This is a genomic window from Candidatus Poriferisodalis sp. (assembly GCF_965208895.1).
Classification (GTDB): domain Bacteria; phylum Actinomycetota; class Acidimicrobiia; order Acidimicrobiales; family Poriferisodalaceae; genus Poriferisodalis.
Window position 1 is genome coordinate 3,902,953 of record NZ_OZ242363.1, and the last position, 17,263, is coordinate 3,920,215.

Genomic DNA, 17,263 nt, shown 5'->3' on the forward strand with positions numbered 1-17,263 from the left:
TCCCTGGCGGGAGCTGGAGCGGCGGCTGCCCGACCGGCCGCCTTCACCCGGCCGGCCCGGTGAGGGCCGGCGCATCAAACACGGCCATGGCAAGCGGGCAGGGCTGAACGGATCATCGCACGGATTGGACAGTGCAGCCGCCGGCGCGCAGTCGGAGCAACCTCCGCATCCGCAGCTGATTCACCCTGGGTTTCGCGCAGGCTCCAAGAATTGGAGCCTGCATGGGATTCATGGACACAGGAGCGGGGCCGGCGGGAAAGGCCGTCGTCGGCAGGGCTGGCATGACAGGTTGGCAGGGAGTGTCGTCGTTGGGCCGCCCGATGTGCCGCTCGATGGCGGCAATTGACCGGCACTATTGGGTCACGGGGCTGGGGCGTCGAAGTCTGGGGCGTCGAAGTCTGGGGCGTCGAAGTCTGGGGCGTCGAAGTATCGACTATCCCGCGCCAGCCTGGGATTCGGCGTCGGCGAGCAGTCCTCGCAGCAGCGCCGGGGGGTCGTCTGCCACTACCAGTGCTTCTCCGACTAGGGCGGCGTCGTAGCCGGCCTGTGCAATCGCTCTCATCGGTGTTCCGCCTTGGACGCCGATGCCAGAAGCTGCCACGACCAGGATCTCTTGGTCGATCCTGGCGAACCCGTCGAAGTAGCGGCTGACCCGCACCGCCTTGTCGTAGTCCACGGTGAATTTGGTCGACTCGGGGTTGTCACGCTGGTTGATCGCGATCATGTAGGCGCCGAGGTCGAGGGCCGCTTCGAACTCAGCCTCGTCTCGGACCTCGGTCAGCACGTCCACACCGAGTGACAGCGCCAGTTCCTGCATCGGCGGCAGCAGTGCCGGCTCGATGTCGGCCAGGATGACGAGCATCGCATCGGCACCCATCTCGTGGCTGTCACGCACGTCGTCGAGCGTGCGCAGGAAGTCCTTGCGAAGCACCGGCAGACCGGTCACCGCTTTCGCAGCCTGCAAGTCTTCGGGGGAGCCGCCGAACCGCTCCCTCTCAGTCAACACCGACAGGCACGCCGCCCCGCCCGACTTGTACTCCGACGCGAGATCCGCAGCATCGGCGTCGGCTCGTAGTGCCCCTCGGGACGGTGACCGCCGCTTGATCTCGGCGATGACCGACAGCCCCTTTTCCCTCAGTGCGTCAGCGAATCGATGTCCGGCGACGACCGAGCCGTTCTCGGCGTCGTCGGCAGCCGGATTGTCAGCAGCCATAGGAACGAACACCCCCCAAGAGTCGATGGCGTCGGCTTGATTGGTTCGAGACTCTACGGGCCCCCACACAGACCTAAACGAAGAGTTCCAAGCAGTCGGTGTTGCTCTGGGGCAAGCAAGCCGCCAAGTCAGGTTCGCTGCCGAGTCGTGAGCAGGTCGGAGCGGTCACCGGCGCCGTTCCGCCCCGGTGGCTGGTAGCGGAAATCGATTGGTCCCAAGGAAGACATAGAAATACATTGAAATATTATGAATAGTGACCTCATGAATGACGATGGCGGTGAGATCCAGCGGCGCCAACTCCGTGCGGCCGGTGTGCTGGTGGCGGCTGATGCACGGTTGCGGCCGACCACCACGATGGTTGCCGACGATGAATCTGGTGACACAATCGCAGTCGCCACAGTGCTGCTCGACGTGACCCGCCCAGATTGCATCGACCGGGTAGTGAGCTGGCTGCGCGACACCGCAACCCTGCTCGAGACCATCCGCGAACTCGAGCGCTGAACGTGTGCGAGCACAAGGGTCGGCCGCAGGAGCGATCCTCTCATCAACCGTTGGGTCGCTTCCGATCGTGGCGCGGACGGCTGGGACGGGGGGCGGAGTAGCGTCGCCTTGGTGCTGAGGGATCTGCGGGAGCTGCCTCGTACGGTGTGGCCCAGAGCCGTGGTGTACGGCGCCGTTGCCGCTGTGTTGATCGGCGTCCCTTCAGATGTGATCGACACGCCCATCTTCGGCAGGCCCGTCGAGACGGGGTGGCTCGACTACGTGATCCTCTTGGTCACCTCGGCCTTAATTGGCTTGATCTTTGCGATCCGCCCGGCCGCGAGCGGCGACGCAGTCACCGAAGCGGCGGTTGAACGCCAGGGCACCTCCACCATCTGGGGCGGCTTTGTCTCGTTCCTTGCCGTCGGCTGTCCCGTGTGCAACCAGGCAGTCGTTGCGCTCGTGGGCATCTCGGGGGCGCTGTCGTGGTGGGCGCCGGTGCAGCCCGTCGTGGGGCTGGCCGCCCTTGCGCTCCTCGTGTGGACGCTGCGCAAGCGGCTGCGCACGTATCAGGCCGTCGCCTGCCCGCTTCCCACGTCGTAGACGAGGCCTGCGCCGTAGTCGAGCGTCGAGTGCTCGGTCAGTCGGGTGGTGCGAGCTCAGCCCGAATCCGGTGCCGGGTGATCCACAGTCGCAGGAGGATGAGCGCCGCGAGCAGGAACGCCGTGCTGCCGTAGACCATGATCGGGACCGCCTCGACGAGCACCCCGTAGTAGCCCCACAGCAGACCCTCGCCCGCGGTGAGCACCCACGTCAGCGGGGCCACGCCGACCGGCGCATACATCCGCCACGCGGCATACACCGACGGCCCGAGGTAGAGACCATTCGACAATCCGAGCACCGTGCCGAAGTCATTCCAGCCGGCGACACGCTGCAAGACCACGCAAGCCACGCCCACGGCGATGCCGGAAATCACCGCTAGGCGTACGTCGGCGCCGTTGCGCCACAGCAGGTACAGCACCACTCCGAAGCTGATGACCGCCGCGAGGATTGCGGGGATCGTGACCCAGAATTCCTCGGCGATCACGTACGCGATCCAGCCGAAGTTGATCACCATGCCGATTGCCGCCCAAGCGGGCGAGGCACCTTCGGTTCGCTTCAGGCGCAAGAGCCGCACCACCTGGGGCACCACTTGCACAAACGTCATTGCGGTGGCCACGCCGGCGACCAGCACAGCGAATTGATCCTGCGTCATCGACGGTCTTGCAGCCGACTCCGGCGCGACGCCGGCTGGCGTTTGCCATAGCGGACAGCCGTGCGCGCCCTCGCCATTTTGCGAGTCTCGCACCCGACGCCGGCACCCAGACCGCGCCCCGAACGTGCATCCGGGGGTGATTGCATGTTGCATAGTCACTTGTGATCGACGGCGACAACGCACCGAAGACCCGACGGCGCACGCTGACCGGTGTTGCAGCAGTCGCTCTCATGTCGCTCATCGCGGCCGTCGCGCAGTCCTTCGGCCGGTTCACCTACGGGGTGCTGCTCCCCGCTGTCCGCGACGACCTCGGTCTGTCGAACACCGTCGCCGGCTCGCTCGCAACCGTGAACATGGCGGCGTACTTGGCAGGCAGCCTGGTCGTCGCGGCGGCGTCGAGCCGTTTCCGGCTGCTTGGGGTGATGCGAGTAGGCGTGGTGCTCGCCGTCGTCGGCCAAGCGCTGGCCGCTATCGCCCCGGGGCCGCTGGTGCTGGGAGTCGCTCTGGCGACCATGGGCATGGGCGGAGCGCTCGCGTGGATCCCCGCCCCCGTGGTGACGGCTGATGCGCTCGCGCCCGACAAGCGAGCGTTCGCGGTGGCTGCGCTCGGCGCAGGCATGGGGCTCGGCGTCGTGTTCGGCGGTCAGCTGTCGGGTTTCGTCCGCTCGACGATGGGCGATGCGTCTTGGCGGAACGTGTACCTCACCCAGCTCCTTATCGGCGCCGTTATTGCGGCTGCGGTGCTGCTGTTCATCGACCATCGCCAAGCGCGCCTGGCATCGGGAACCGGCATCGGCGGGTTCTCCACGCTGAGGCGCCTGCCTGGATGGGTGCCCTTGGTAGGCGCGTTCACGACGTTCGGGCTGCTGTATCTGCTGGTCATCGCCTTCCTGACGACTCGGCTGGAGGACGACAGCGGCTGGACGAGTTCACGAGCGTCTTGGGCCTTCACGCTCGTCGGCATGGCGATGATCTTCGGTGGGCCGTTATTCATCGCCCTGTCCGAGCGCATCGGCACACGCGCCACGCTGGTGATCTCATTCGCGGGCTGGTCGATCGTGACCACGCTGGTCCTGCCGGGCTGGTTTGTGCCGACGCTGGTGTTGTGCGTGGTGATCGGGCTGCTGTTCTCAGCCATGCCGACGGTGCTGACCGTCTACGTCGTCCAGAACACCACCACCGACGACTACGGACCGACGTTCGCCGCCACGACGTTCTGCTTCGGCATGGCCCAGATGATCTCGCCGCAGCTCGGCGGCTTCGTGGCGGACGCCGCGGGCTCGTTCACGCTGGTGTTCTTACTGTCGGCAGCGCTGGGCGTGGTCGGCATGTTCGCGTCGCTCGGCCTGCCGCGTCGGTCGAGTCTCGGATTCCCGCCGGTGCCGGATTCGGTGCCGGTTGCCTCTTCTCTGCTCGACTGGCGAAAGATCGACATGACCTACGACGTCGTCCCTGCGGAGCGCGCTGCGACTCATTGAGGGGTTGAGCCTTTGCCGGCCTCGGCTTCGGTCGATCTCAGGTGTCTGCGGCTGAGATGCCGTCGACGGGTTCGAGCATCACAATCGGGAAGACCCGATCGGTTCGTTCTTGGAAGCGCAGGTAGTGATCGCCCTTCGCTGTCACCTGTTCCCACAGTGCGGCGCGCTCGTCGCCTTCAGTGAGGCGGGCGGTCATCTGCTGGGCGCCGTCGCGGTTACGCACCGTGACCGAGGGGTTGTCCCGCACATTCAGAAACCACGCCGGGTGTTTCGAGTCGCCGCCGCGCGAGCCGATGACTACGAAGGCGCCGTCTCGCTCGGCGGCAGCGGACAGCAGTGTCGTGCGAGGTTGACCGCTGCGCCGGCCCGTCATGGTCAGCTCAATGATGGGCGTGCCCTTGTGTATCCAGCCGACTCGCCCGCCGCTCCAGCGGATCGCTGTGCGGTTCGCCCAGTTCGCCAATTTGAAGGTGACATCGGACCACACATTCACTGCCACACCGCCATTGTCGCCGATCGTGCGGGCACCGGCAGTGCGCGTCTTAGGCTGCGCGCGGACCCTCTGTGCGCTGTGCACGTCAGGAGGCTCCCATGGCAACGCTCGGGTCGATCATCGTCTTCGGGTCCCTCATCGTGGGACTGGGCTCGATCGTCGTGGCTGTCGCGTTCCCACAAGCGCGAGTAAGGGCCCTGTGGTTGTCGACGGCCTTGCTGGTTGTGGCGGGCTGGCTCTCCATCCTCTCGATTGGCATATTCATCCTTATCGTTCCTGTGTGCACAGGAATTGCAGCCGTGTCCCAGAGCCGCCGGAACAGCCGCCGGCCGAGCTGACTTGCCGGTACGTTCTGCGCTGAAACAGCACCAGCCGGGGAGTAGTTGCGGTCATGACACGTCCCACATCGCACGGCGGCGGCGAGGCCGGACCCCCAATCGCGGGAGACCCGTCGTCGTTCCCCGCCGATGCCGAGCTGTCGCGCACCTTGGTGGCAGCGGCCAAGATCGCCAGCCTCTCGACACTCACGGCCGAGGGATACCCCTATGGCAGCGTCGTCTCATACGCCGCCGACGACGCAGGCAATCCTGTCGTCCTCATCTCGGAAATGGCGGAGCACACGGTGAACGCTCGGGGCGACGACCGGGCGAGCATGCTGATCGTCGACGGCGCCGGCGCCGGCGACCCGCTGGGCAAGGCCCGCCTGACGCTCGTGGGCCGCTTGGAGGTGCTCGACGATCCCGGTGAGCTGCGCGACCGCTACCTCAAGACGCACCCGTACTCGGCTTACTACGCGGATTTCACCGATTTCTCGTTCTGGCGTCTCGAGGTCGAGCAATGCCGTTATGTGGGCGGGTTCGGTCATATGAGCTGGGTCAGCGCGGATGCGTACCGCGGCGCCGGTGTCGACCCGCTGTGGGAGGCCGCCGCCGGGATCATCGAGCACATGAACGACGACCACGCCGACGCCAACCTGATGTATGCACAGGTCCAGGCTGGCTTGAGCGATGCAACTGAGGCCGCCATGGTGGGGATCGACCGCTATGGGCTCACCCTGCGGGTTGCGACTCCGGCTGGACCCCGTATGGCGCGCGTCCTGTTTCCCGAACCGCTCGCCGATGCGGATGCCGCGCAGTCGGCCGTGATCGACCTGCTCAAGGTGGCACGGGCTCAGCAGCAGCAAGCCTGAGCCACTGCGCAGGCGGCCTTGCGGGCTGCGTTGCTGTTGTGAGCAAAGCGCAATAGACCCTGAAGCGAGAGCGGTACTGTTTGGCGTGTGACGTCACAGCCCGAAACGGCCACTGTGGCCGAACTCAAAGAAATCCTCTCCGACCCAGCCGGCCGCATTGAGCTCCACGAGTTCATCGACGAGGAAACGCTGCGAACCATCGACGCCATTGGGAGCGCCGACTGCGAGGGGTACGACGAGTGCATACGGGCTTACGAGCACGCATCGGCCGAGCTGATCAGGCTGCTCGTCACCGGCGCCTACTTCTCCAACTGCGCCGACCATGACAAGGCCTGGGCGCACGCCGTGCGCTTGCTGGCCAATCGGATTCCGTACGCGAGTTCTGCCGACGGGCCCGCCATCAACCTGCAGCACCACGTCACGCTGCTGGCGATCTACGCCGTCGCGTTCGGCGCCGCTGCTGCAGACCGGATCGACCCCATCGCGAGGATCATCGGGACGGTGCGAGCCGAGGAGGACGGCAGGGTCGGCCGAGTCACCTACCTGGTCAACTGTGATCGGCTCAAGCGTCCTGACGAAGCGCCGATCCAGGCTTCTCTGCGCCTGTGGATGACACTGCGCTCGATTACCGACGAGTTCATCCCCAAGACCACTGAGGACGCCCTGTTCGACGCTGCGCTCGACGAGATCGAGTACTTGCTCGGGGTGACCCACGGCCGGGACACGGCCGAGGGATCCGGCCCCGTGGGTTATGGAGCGATTCAAGTGCTCGCCACTCGTGTTGCGCCTGATCGTCTCGTGCGGCGCAATCTCGATCTGCTGATTGCCCACGACGCCTTTCAGAGCGTCGACGAGTTCTACATCTGCCGCGAGCGCTACAACAAGCGGTACGCAGCCGAGGCCCGCGTCTGACGGCATGCCGCTGATACGAGGGGACGGCGTTCGGCTGTACGCGGAGGAGACGGGTACTGGGCATCCCATTGTGTGGCTGCACGAGTTTGCGGCCGACTACCGCACCTGGGAGGCCCAGGTTCGGAGGTTCAGCCGCAGCCATCGATGCATCACCTACAACGCCCGCGGCTATCCGCCTTCGGAGGTTCCGCAGAACGACTCGGATTACACGTTCGAGCGGGAGCGGGAAGACCTGCGAGCAGTGCTCGACAGCTTCGGAATCGAGCGCGCCCATGTCGTCGGTCTCAGCATGGGCGCCTACACCGGGCTGATGTTCGCGATGCGGCATCCGGAGCGGGTCACGTCCCTGCTGTTTGCCAGTGGCGGGTCCGGAGCATTCGGCGACACCCGCGAAGCGTTCTTGAGCGAGGTTCGCGCCGCCGCCGAGGCGATGATCGAGCACGGCATGGAGGCAGCCGCGGACGGCATCGCTGCTGGCGCCACCCGTGTTCAGCTCCAGAACAAGGACCGCAGGGGCTGGGAGGAGTTCAGGCAGTACCTGTCAGAGCATTCGGCCGTCGGTTCCGGCATGACGATGCGCAACTTTCAAGGTGGGCGCCCGTCGCTGTATGACTTCGAAGCCGAATTGCGCCAGCTCGACGTCCCCGTGCTGCTCGCTGTCGGCGACGAGGACGACCCGGTCATCGAGACGAACATCTTCCTCAAGCGAGTGCTGCCACGTGCAGGCCTATGGATCGCCCCGCGCACCGGCCATGGAATCAACCTCGAAGAGCCCGCTGCGTTCAACCAGATGGCGGCCGATTTCTTCGGCGCAGTTGAGTCGAAACAGTGGACGCGCCGTGACCCACGCGCCACTCCGGCAAATCCGATGCTCGGCGGTGCTCGACCCGGGAGCTGAGCCGTCGCAGGTCGTGATGCGCCGATGGCCGGGCGGGTGAGAGGTCCTTCCGCGGACGTGACAGACTCGCTGTCAATCGGTGCGATTGCAGGAGCGAAGAGTGGACTATGAAGGTCTGAACGTCGCCAGGGCACTCGAGGAGACGATCCAGCGGGAGGCTGCCGAGGCCGAAGAGGCGAGTCCGCCCGACATCCCGCCCGATTCGTGGGTCCGCAAGAACATCAAGTCCTATCCGCGTGCGGAGAAGCTGCAGTTGCCCCACCCTGCTCCCGCTCCGATGTCAGTCGGCGACGTGTTGTCTCGCCGTCGCTCGTGCCGGAATTTCTCGGGTGAAGCAGTGCAGCTCACGGCGCTGGCTTCCGCGTTGGGAGGCGCGCTGTTGACCCGCGGCGACGCATTGTCGCGGCCCTATCCATCGGCAGGTGCGCGATGGCCCGTTGAGACGTACGTGATTGCCCGCAACGTCGAGGGTCTAGCTGAGGGCGCGTACCACTACGACGCGACAAACCACATGCTCGCTCTTGTGAACGCGAGCATCAGCGCCGAGTGGCTCGAGAAATGCTTCAGAGTGCAAGAGTTCAGCCCGATGCCTCAGGCAGTGGCCGTCGCGACGGCGACGTTCATGCGGTCGTGGGTCAGATACGGCATCCGGGGCTCCAGATTTGCGTACCAGGAAGCCGGAGCGGCAATCATGGCCCTCGATCTAGCGAGTACTGCTGCGGGGCTCGACACTGTCTGGCTCGGCGGATTCGACGATGTCCTGCTCTCGGAAATGCTCGGCCTTGACTGGAGCCAGGACTCGGAGACACCTGTCCTCGGATTGGGCATCGGGCGAGCTGTGTCGGAGTAACCCTCGCCGGGTGACCCCGAGCGCTTGCTCGATCCCGGCTGGGAATACACCGATGGGAACGATCGTCATGACCGGATCCGCAGGCGGCATCGGCCGTGCCGAGCGCCCAGTGGCAAGATTCTCCGAGGCTCAGCCGATCCCGTGACACAGTCGGCGACCGCAGCGGGGTGGTTGTCCTCGGGCCGTCGTCAGTCCCAGTCGGCGACGCCGTCGACGCCGACGATGCGGGTCGGTCGCAGTTCGTGTCACTGGGGGTCGCTACTGTCGGCCACGTGGCAGGCGACGACACTTCAACCGAGATTCCGGCCGCTCCCGATGACCCTGAGGCCGTATTGACGCGGCTCGTCGAGGACGGCGTCGTGTGGGGTGACGCCGCCGATTGGCTCGTGCACCTTCCCACTGAATCCGTCGATCTCTTCTTCACTTCGCCCCCGTATGCGGACGCACGGCGGTATTCCGAGATCCACCCAGATCGCTACGTCGAGTGGTTCCTTCCGTTCGCTGAAGCGATGTTGCGGGCGACGACCGAAACCGGATCGTTTGTGTTGAACATCAAGAACCGGGTGGCTGCGAGCGGCCACCTCAGGGGACAGCGACATCCCTATGTGTATGAACTCGTGCTCGAATTGCAACGCATGGGCTGGCGCTGGCTCGAGACCTACATCTGGTCCAAGCCCAACGCGATTCCGGGCCGATTCGGGCCGCGAACGAAGGACAGTTTCGAGTACGTGTACCACTTCGCCAAGGGCGGTCAGCCGTACTTCGATCTCGATTCCGTCCGGGTGCCGTACCGATCGAGCGAGCAAGAAATAGCGCGCCGTCGCCGCGATCGGAACGGACGACGGAACACCGAGGCCGGATTCGGCCGCGACAGACGATTCACCTACGACAAGGGCGGGGCCGACCCGGGCAACGTCATCGAGGTCAGCCAGACGTACAACCAGCATTGGGGCCCCGCCGGTCAGCACACGGCGGTGATGCCGGAGGGATTAGCAGAGTTCTTCGTTCAGGCTGCCTGCCCGAGCGGAGGCCTGGTTGTGGACCCGTTTGCGGGCTCTGGGACCACCATGGTCGTTGCGCGACGCCACGGCCGTCGCGCCGGTGGAGTCGAATTGCATCGCGAGTATGTCGAGGTTTCTGCGCACCGAATTGCGAGCGATCAATGTGAGTCTGAACCGGGCGAACTGCGGCTCGCAGGTTGAGCATGGCGCTCTCGGATTCTGAAGAACGGATTCTCCGCGCAGCAGGCTCGGACCCGAGTCCGGTGGCGCGCCTGCAGGCAGTCGGCGTGGCGCTCGCGAAACATGGCGAAGAAGCCGAGGCTTCGCGTGCACTCCTGACCCAGAGCTACCTCACGCATCTCAGCCCGTCGTTTCATCTGGTGCCGAGAGGCGATTCGATGTTCGAGGAGGACGCATTCGCTGAGGCGTATGAGGCGCTGGCGAAGGGCACTGACAACTTCACTCGTGTCGACGAGACAACGCTGAAGGCGACGTTGCTCGAATGCCCCTCGGCGTTGGCGCCGCTACGGATGATCCTTGGACTGACGCACAACGAGTTGGCGGTTGCCATCCGTCTCCACGATCCCGAATCGAAAGTGGCCGGCGGATCGCTCAAGAGCCTCGAACGCAGCGCTGCTCAAGGACGCCCGACGGCAACGAGGCAACGAACGGTTGCTTCGATCACGGGTGCAGTGTTGGCGATGATGAATCGTGACTTGCTTACCGTGCCGCCTCGCCTCACGACGTATTTCCATTCCAAGCTCGACAAACGCGACACTGCCAGCGGGTGGCAGAGCGTGCGCGACCACACCGGTGGCGTGCCCTACTCGGCGCTGCTGTTCCAGCGGTACGTGGGCGGGGTTTGGCGGCAGGTGCAGGACGCGTACTCCGAAATCAAGGGAGATGCCGTTCTGGAAATTCCGCTCCAGGACTTGCTGGACGCCCATGGGGTGCCCTACCACCGAACGAAGCGCGGACCGGCTGGTGCCGCAGAGACTCGAGCCCGGTTCGGCCTCAAGCCGGGTCCGGACTTCATTATTCCTGACGACTCGCCCACGCTTGTCATCGAGTCCAAGGTGGCCGAAGACGGTGGGACGGCACGCGACAAGGCTGCGCGCATCCGAAACTTGGTGACGGCTGCGACCGAACGCGGGTTGAGGGCGTGCGCGCTGATCGATGGCAAGGGGTGGACCGAACGGCCGAACGCCCTCTGCGACGTCATCTTGGCGACCCAAGGCCGCACCTACACGTTGTCGACGATCGAACAGATCCTGGAGCTGTCCGAGATTCAGGCCCTCATCTCACACGAGAAGTAACGGCCGCGGCCCTGGCACGCATGGCCCAACTGGTCCAATGACGCAGCGTTGCCGTTACTTAGGCCGCGAGTAGCGTCAGCCCGGTGAGCGACGCGGAGTTGCACCAGGCGGGCACCGACCAGATCCAGTCGCAGGAAACTATCGATAAAGAGCGGCAGCGACTGGTGACCGAGCGGCCGAGGAGAACGCTGGGGCGCAGCCCGACGCCGGCGGTGCTTGTCGAAATCGAGCGATGCCTTCGCTCGATGGCAGATGAGAACTTGGGCCGAGCGTTCGAGGTGCTTGGTGAGGAAGACGAACAAGAGCAAGTCTTGCGCTTGCGCGAGACATTGGGGCATGAGAGGCCGGCGATCGCGTACACGCTGCGGCAGATGCTCGAATCCTTGCGCTTCGGAGTATTGCCGCAGTCGCCGACGTTGGCGAGCTACGTGCAGCGTCGGTTGCGGACTTTCCGCAGCCGTTTCGACAAGTCGCTATCGACCGAAGCGGCGGTGTTTCTGTCTGAGAACGAGTCGCTTCTTGGCTCGATGCAATCGGAGGACGCGAGAGAAGCCGAGGATGCAGAAGTCGCCAAAGCCGAGGAGGCGTTCGCCGAGCAGCTTGGCTCGGGCGGGGTGTACGCATTCACGTACCCGCACTACATGCGGCATCCCACCGCGCCATCCGAGCGAACCGATCGTCTACCGGATCGCACCCTTGTCAAGGTCGGATGCGCCGCGAAGAACATTCGCGCACGCATCGACAAGGTCGCCAACGAGACCGCTGCGCCAGAGCCGCGCCGCATCTTGCGCCTGTACCTAATGCCTCATCAGCCGACAACCGAGCAAGAAGTTCGAGGTATCGAACGCAAGTTTCATCAGTTGCTCGACGCAGCTGGTCACTCTGGCGCACGCCGGGCTTCGCTGCGACGCCAGCTAGGAGGGACGGAGTGGTTCGAAACAAGCCTCGAATTTCTCGACACGATCGCGACCACGCTCAGTCTGGAGATCGTTGCGCTCGACACATCTGATGCGGTCTAGCGCGGCCAATCGGTCAGTTCACTCATCGTTGTGAGCCTCACGCAAGCACCTGTTGACCGCCGCTTGGATGCTGTTCCATCGCACTGGCGCGGCGAGTTCGTTTAGGCGGTTGATGCCGAGGGATTTCTGAGTGCCGAATTCGCGGTCGAGAGCGTCGGTTGGTACGACCCAGAATTGCCAGCAGTCGGGATCGGCGACGTTCTCATTCTTCGCGGGTACCGCCGTGTGCAAGCAGAACACGTACACGTCGGCAAAGCGTTTGGGCTGGGTGTGATGGGTGAAGGTGCCGCTCACAGCTGACCACGACGTCTTCTTCTGTTCGATGCCGAATCTGATCGGCGCGGAATGGTCGGGGTCCCAGCTCTGGCTATGGCCCGCTGCCTTCACCTCGATCTTCTTGTCGCGGTACAGCAGGTCGTAGGCATCCCATTCTTGGCGCTCGCTGGACTTGTCGATGACCCCGAGGGCCATGCCAACGAGCCATTCTGCGAATAACCCGCGATTGCGGTTGTCGACGAGTTTGCCGAGCGCCCAGCGGCGAAATTCTCCGAGGCTCAGCCGGTCCCGTGACACAGCGGCGACCGTAGCGGGGTGGAGGTCCTCGGGCCGTCGTCAGTCCCAGTCGGCGACGCCGTCGACGCCGACAATGCTGGTCGGGCGCAGGCGCACCAGGCATTCCCCAGGGCCGGAGTTTCGTTCGCCGAATGCCTCGGCTCGATCGGCGCCTACGTAGCGGGCACCGGTGAGCGTGGACACGCGCCGAAGCTCCTCGAGATCTTGGGAGATCTCCACGATGCCGTCTACCTTCACGAACGCGTACGGCGGCGTTTCGGTGTCGACTACCAGCGAGACCCGTGGTTCGCGGGTCATGGCCAAGGCCTTGCCGCTGCGCGTGCCGGTAGCGAAGAGCAGGTCGCCGTCTTCCACGATGAACCAGACAGGCGCCACGTGGGGCCGCCCGTCGGAGGCGACCCACGCGAGCTTGCCGGTCCGCGATTCATCGCTCAGAAAATCCAGAGCCTCTGAGGTGCTCATCGGGCGCATCTCAATCCCCTTCGTGCAGCAGATCGTGCGGGGTTCAGGGCGCGTACGCGGCGCACGCCAATAGTGGTATTGAGGGGTCAGGCAAGCAAGGCAGACACGGGGACTGATTCGAAAAGGGAGCAGATCGCACGAGCAACGGAGAATGTGGCCGGACTCGGGAGTTCGGGCCGGAAGGCATCGCTCCCGGCAACCCGCTGGAGGCACTCGAAAGCAGCCAGCCGGATCGCCGCCTGTCATCTCGACTGCGTCCGGCGCTTCGAAGCACTCCTCGACGCCGATTCGAAGCACGCCTTCTTGTCAGACCTTGCGATGCCTGCGTGGCATCGCTCCCCTCACGATGGAAGAGGAGGAAATGGAACAAGAAAGCATGGGGCTGGCGCGCCCTCAGGCGTGTTCACGCCCGACGTCACGAGGACCTCGGCGACGCACGGCGTTGCACTGGTGCGCATTGTTAGTGGCTGCAGCATTGCTGGCCTTCGGCTGCGAGAGGTCGATGGCGGCCAGCGGTCTCGTCGAGGTGCACGAGAGGCTGTACGCCCTGAAGTGGGCCAGCGCCGATGCCTACAACGCTGAGGCGACGCGGCCCGAGATCGACCCTCGGGACCTCAGTTCCGCCCGAGTGCACGATGGTGCAGGAGTCGAGTTCCTGGGAGTTTCCGAGCTGCTTGGCGAAGTGGGTGTCCTGGAATTCCTGGACGACTACATCTTCGACCTTCCGTCCACAGCAGCATTCCTGGCAAACCTCGAGCTGATTGCCGCCCAGCGCGCGACGGCGGTGCTTCATCCCAATGACGACGCCGTGAGCGTCGCGAGACGAGAATTCGAGGACCGCGTCTTGAAGGCGGCGAATGGGGTCTTGGTGGATGGGCTGCCGCCGAGCGTCGACCCTCACAAGCTGCATGATGCGTTTTTCGACGCACTCGATCAGTGCTGCCGTGCTTCGCCGTGGCCTGCTGCGGAACTGTATGTCGGAGGCGACCCAGAGCCAGGGGAATACCCAAGCCGGTTGGTCAAGCGAGACTTCGGAATGTCGTACTTCGAATACATGGAGCTGCTGCACGAGTGCGGGAAGTTCGCAGCGACCTATCCCACGCTCGACGAGGCAGTCCGAGACCAGCTCCTCGCAGCTCAACGAGCGCACTACGCCCAAGCCGTGCTCGGAGGCCTCGACGAGGCTCCGGCTGTCGAGATTCCCGCCAAGTATCGAGGCGAGATCTACGAGCTGCGACGGGCTGAGAGACTGGGCGGCGTGGCGCAAAACGTTCTCGGCGGCGGCGTGTGACGCTGGAAACCGGGCGGCTGGACCGGCTGCGCCGTTCGATGGAATCGCTCGATGTTGCTGCGGTCCTGACCGCTGACCCGATCAACATCTTCTACGCGACCGGCGTGCGGAACATGACGGTGTTCTCGATGATGGGATCGTTCAGGTTCGTGCTCGTGCAGGCGGATGGGCCGGTCGTGCTGTGGGAATACGCCGGCTGCGAGCATCTGGCCGACGACGCCGGGACCGTTACCGAGGTGCGGGCGGCGCCCGACATCACCCCGGCGGGCGGAACTCGGTGGGTGGAGTCGACGCACGGGTTTGCTCGCGAAGTCGCCGATCTCGTGGCGAAACTGCAGGTCGGCAAGCCACGTCTGGCTGTCGAGCGGTTTGACCAGCACGTGACCGACGCGCTGCGCTCGCACGGCTGCGAGCTCACCTCGGCGACCGAGGTATTCGCCTTGGCCCGCCGGATCAAGACGGCTGACGAGACTGCCGCCATGGGTTGCGCCATGGATGTCGTCACCGCAGCGCTCGAGGGGATGCGCGACCAGATCGAGCCCGGACGCACCGAGGTCGAGGTCTGGGCCGAGCTGCACCGTGGCCTCATCGCCGGCAACGGCGAGTATTTCTCCACGAGGCTCGCCCAGGCAGGGCCCCGGACGTTCCCGTACTTCAACGAGGCCGGCCCCAACCCGATCCGCCACGGCGACCTGCTCTGCGTCGACACCGATGCGCTCGGACCCGGCGGCTATGCCGTCGACTTTTCTCGGACTTTCGTGTGCGGCGATGCGGCGCCCACCGCGGCCCAGCGCAGCATCCATGCCATGGCGCTTGAGCAGCTGCAGCACAACGCCGCGCTGCTGGCGCCCGGACGCAGTTTCGAGTCGTTCGCCCGCTCGGCGTGGGAGGTGCCGGAGTGGTTCGCGCCATACGGCTACTACTGCTTGGCCCACGGCCTGGGCCTGTGCGGCGAGAGCCCGTACATCCCGGTGTACGAGGCCGAGGCGCCCGGGCCGTACCCCCTCGCGGGCGAGCTCGAACCCGGGATGGTCATCTGCGTGGAGAGCTACATCGGCGATGCGGCGAGCCACCAAGGCGTCAAGCTCGAAGACCAGTACCTGATAACTGAGGCAGGTGCGGAGTTGATGAGCACAATGCCCCACGACCTGGTCTGACGCGATATGCGTGTCTGAATTGCGACGTCGCCGAGAGTTTCTTTGGGGTAGTTAGGAGTTCGAAAACGCCCGGAAGACTCAATCAGTCGACACCTGCAAAAGAGCGCGTCGATATCCCGACGTGGAGGTGGCGGGAATCGAACCCGCGTCCTTCAACGTTTCGGTGAGTCTTCTCCGAGCGCAGTCGCTAAGGGATTGTCGGGAGACTGAGGGCAGCGACACCCTGCATGTCTCCGTAGCCGTCTGTGAGTGTCCCCGCCGCCCCGTCGGCACGGGCGGCGGGCGAGCCCTGCAGATGATGGCACCGACGCCCGCAGGACTGGGGCTATCGGGCCGAACTCACAGCCTGAGATCAGGCTGCGAGCACCAGATCGTCTTGATCGACGTTGGCGTTTGTATTTTTTTCCGGCTCTTTAGCGTGGATCCGGAGACCACGGCTCGCTTCTCTCACTTCAACCGTCAAAGTCGAAACCGATCACCCCCAAGGTGGTTGCGGAACCCACGCTGTGCGGGCTCCCTCGGCGGGCTACAACCCTAGCGACGGGTTGCGACACCAAACGAACGCCTTGCCACCTCAGTTGCAGAGACCGTTGTCGCCGGTGCCGCGGTGGCTGTAGCACAGGGGTGTCGCCATCACGTTGCGCAGCGTGAATGGGCCGCCGGCCGTGTCGACGTTGTCAGCCCTCCAGTCGCCGGCCGGGTCGGCTGAAATCAGCAGTCGGTAGCCGCGCACGGAATCGTCGGGCAGCCCGACCACATCGACGGTGACCTCCGCCAATCCGTCGATCGCCCTGGGCGCGGCCGTCACCCGGATGCGCGACGGCGGCTCGTCCGATGCGAACGCAGCAGCGACCATGTTGGCGAGCTCGGTCAGCGTGGGCGCAGTCGGCGTGCTGCCCACCGCACTCTGGACCTGAGCGGTCATGTCGAGCCTCACGCTGGGCGTCAGCGGCGCGAGGTATTTGCTGCTGGCCCAGCCGATCACCGGCCCGGCTTGGATTTCGTGCCACGTGCTGGTGGCCAGATCTCGTGTGCGACCGGTTGCCGTGATGCCGTCGAGACTCAGCGTCGCAATCGAGTTCTCGGCGGCTGGATCGCGGACCTGCAGCTTGCTGTTTGCTGGATCGCCGGGAGCGATGCGCAGCGAGAGCGTGGCCACGACGCTGCCGTTGGGAACGTCACGGACATTGAGGAAGTCGTCATGGCTGACGCCGACCAAGCCGAGAGATGTGCCGGCGGCCGGCCCGAATTCGGCCGGCGTGCCCGGCAGCGGCTCCGAGGTGGGCGGCACCGAGATGGTCGGTGGGGGCGCCGTTGTCGCTGGCACCGGAATCGTGGTCTGAGCTACGACCGCCGGCGAGCGTGTCGTGGTAGTTGTCGCTGCGGCAGAGGCTGAGGGAGTGTCGTCGCCGAGCGGGGCGGTCGTCGAAGGGGACATATCGCCGGTCTGGGGCGTCTCTTCTTCTGTGGTGGCGTTCAGGGCGACGAACAGCGACAGCACTGAGATCACCAGTGCAGCGAACGCCATAGCTGCCACGAATCTGTTGGTCATGGTGTCGCCGCCTTCGCAGTCGTGGCCCTTCACCTGTACCGCAGTTCGGCATCACATTGGTGGCACTGGCCGCCGAGATGAGCCGGCCGGTTGTTGCGCGAGGCATGGGACTTCGACGGCGAGA

18 protein-coding genes and 1 other RNA gene are annotated in these 17,263 nt (G+C 65.0%); 12 read left to right on the forward strand and 7 right to left on the reverse strand.

Annotation, left to right across the window (positions count from 1 at the left end; all coding sequences use genetic code 11):
• Window positions 1–433: 433 nt before the first annotated feature.
• Complete coding sequence (locus ACOGJB_RS17550) at window positions 434–1,213, reverse strand: indole-3-glycerol-phosphate synthase (protein ID WP_419838373.1); 780 nt, start codon at window positions 1,211–1,213, stop codon at window positions 434–436.
• Between the two features lie 246 nt (window positions 1,214–1,459).
• On the opposite strand from ACOGJB_RS17550, the gene ACOGJB_RS17555 reads away from it, so the two are divergent.
• Both ACOGJB_RS17555 and ACOGJB_RS17560 read left to right on the forward strand, forming a co-directional pair.
• Window positions 1,460–1,714: a hypothetical protein gene (locus ACOGJB_RS17555; protein WP_419838374.1), complete on the forward strand. Its 255-nt coding sequence runs from the start codon at window positions 1,460–1,462 to the stop codon at window positions 1,712–1,714.
• Window positions 1,715–1,825: 111 nt separating this feature from the next.
• Window positions 1,826–2,296 carry a hypothetical protein gene (locus tag ACOGJB_RS17560; protein ID WP_419838375.1) on the forward strand — a complete coding sequence of 157 codons (471 nt, stop codon included), beginning with the start codon at window positions 1,826–1,828 and terminating at the stop codon, window positions 2,294–2,296.
• Window positions 2,297–2,333: 37 nt separating this feature from the next.
• On the opposite strand, the gene ACOGJB_RS17565 is transcribed toward ACOGJB_RS17560, so the two are convergent.
• Window positions 2,334–2,948 carry a PQ-loop domain-containing transporter gene (locus ACOGJB_RS17565; protein ID WP_419838376.1) on the reverse strand — a complete coding sequence of 205 codons (615 nt, stop codon included), beginning with the start codon at window positions 2,946–2,948 and terminating at the stop codon, window positions 2,334–2,336.
• A gap of 161 nt (window positions 2,949–3,109) precedes the next feature.
• Here ACOGJB_RS17565 and ACOGJB_RS17570 point away from each other — a divergent pair, with 161 nt between their 5' ends.
• Window positions 3,110–4,426 (forward strand): CynX/NimT family MFS transporter, encoded by a 1,317-nt coding sequence (locus ACOGJB_RS17570; protein WP_419838377.1) that lies wholly within the window; start codon window positions 3,110–3,112, stop codon window positions 4,424–4,426.
• A gap of 37 nt (window positions 4,427–4,463) precedes the next feature.
• On the opposite strand, the gene ACOGJB_RS17575 is transcribed toward ACOGJB_RS17570, so the two are convergent.
• The gene (locus ACOGJB_RS17575) at window positions 4,464–4,925 is read right to left on the reverse strand and encodes a nitroreductase/quinone reductase family protein (protein WP_419838378.1); all 462 of its coding nucleotides are present in this window, start codon (window positions 4,923–4,925) and stop codon (window positions 4,464–4,466) included.
• 385 nt (window positions 4,926–5,310) lie between these two features.
• Between ACOGJB_RS17575 and ACOGJB_RS17580 the strand changes: the two genes are divergently transcribed.
• The 7 genes from ACOGJB_RS17580 to ACOGJB_RS17610 all read left to right on the forward strand — a co-directional run bounded on the left by ACOGJB_RS17580 (window position 5,311) and on the right by ACOGJB_RS17610 (window position 12,104).
• Window positions 5,311–6,108: a HugZ family protein gene (locus ACOGJB_RS17580; protein ID WP_419838379.1), complete on the forward strand. Its 798-nt coding sequence runs from the start codon at window positions 5,311–5,313 to the stop codon at window positions 6,106–6,108.
• 87 nt (window positions 6,109–6,195) lie between these two features.
• Window positions 6,196–7,020 carry a hypothetical protein gene (locus ACOGJB_RS17585; protein ID WP_419838380.1) on the forward strand — a complete coding sequence of 275 codons (825 nt, stop codon included), beginning with the start codon at window positions 6,196–6,198 and terminating at the stop codon, window positions 7,018–7,020.
• A gap of 4 nt (window positions 7,021–7,024) precedes the next feature.
• Complete coding sequence (locus ACOGJB_RS17590) at window positions 7,025–7,918, forward strand: alpha/beta fold hydrolase (protein ID WP_419838381.1); 894 nt, start codon at window positions 7,025–7,027, stop codon at window positions 7,916–7,918.
• Window positions 7,919–8,018: 100 nt separating this feature from the next.
• Entirely contained in the window at window positions 8,019–8,768 is a 750-nt protein-coding gene (locus ACOGJB_RS17595; protein WP_419838382.1) for a SagB/ThcOx family dehydrogenase, read from the forward strand.
• 272 nt (window positions 8,769–9,040) lie between these two features.
• A complete protein-coding gene (locus ACOGJB_RS17600; RefSeq protein WP_419838383.1) occupies window positions 9,041–9,970 on the forward strand; it encodes a DNA-methyltransferase in 930 nt (309 codons plus the stop codon).
• A gap of 86 nt (window positions 9,971–10,056) precedes the next feature.
• Window positions 10,057–11,085 (forward strand): hypothetical protein, encoded by a 1,029-nt coding sequence (locus ACOGJB_RS17605; RefSeq protein WP_419838384.1) that lies wholly within the window; start codon window positions 10,057–10,059, stop codon window positions 11,083–11,085.
• Window positions 11,086–11,168: 83 nt separating this feature from the next.
• Window positions 11,169–12,104 carry a GIY-YIG nuclease family protein gene (locus ACOGJB_RS17610; protein WP_419838385.1) on the forward strand — a complete coding sequence of 312 codons (936 nt, stop codon included), beginning with the start codon at window positions 11,169–11,171 and terminating at the stop codon, window positions 12,102–12,104.
• Window positions 12,105–12,122: 18 nt separating this feature from the next.
• Here the strand turns inward: ACOGJB_RS17610 and ACOGJB_RS17615 are convergent, their stop codons facing one another.
• Window positions 12,123–12,677: a hypothetical protein gene (locus ACOGJB_RS17615; protein WP_419838386.1), complete on the reverse strand. Its 555-nt coding sequence runs from the start codon at window positions 12,675–12,677 to the stop codon at window positions 12,123–12,125.
• A gap of 39 nt (window positions 12,678–12,716) precedes the next feature.
• Window positions 12,717–13,148, reverse strand: a complete 432-nt coding sequence (locus tag ACOGJB_RS17620) for a PPOX class F420-dependent oxidoreductase (protein ID WP_419838387.1) — start codon at window positions 13,146–13,148, stop codon at window positions 12,717–12,719.
• 454 nt (window positions 13,149–13,602) lie between these two features.
• On the opposite strand from ACOGJB_RS17620, the gene ACOGJB_RS17625 reads away from it, so the two are divergent.
• Together ACOGJB_RS17625 and ACOGJB_RS17630 are read left to right on the forward strand one after the other, a co-directional pair.
• Complete coding sequence (locus ACOGJB_RS17625) at window positions 13,603–14,430, forward strand: hypothetical protein (protein ID WP_419838388.1); 828 nt, start codon at window positions 13,603–13,605, stop codon at window positions 14,428–14,430.
• On the forward strand, window positions 14,427–15,587 hold the full coding sequence (locus ACOGJB_RS17630) for a M24 family metallopeptidase (protein ID WP_419838389.1): 1,161 nt from the start codon (window positions 14,427–14,429) through the stop codon (window positions 15,585–15,587). Before ACOGJB_RS17625 ends, ACOGJB_RS17630 begins: the two co-directional genes overlap by 4 nt.
• A gap of 119 nt (window positions 15,588–15,706) precedes the next feature.
• Here the strand turns inward: ACOGJB_RS17630 and ssrA are convergent.
• Window positions 15,707–16,070: a transfer-messenger RNA gene (gene ssrA, locus ACOGJB_RS17635) on the reverse strand.
• 91 nt (window positions 16,071–16,161) lie between these two features.
• Entirely contained in the window at window positions 16,162–17,139 is a 978-nt protein-coding gene (locus ACOGJB_RS17640; RefSeq protein ID WP_419838390.1) for a hypothetical protein, read from the reverse strand.
• Window positions 17,140–17,263 lie beyond the last annotated feature (124 nt).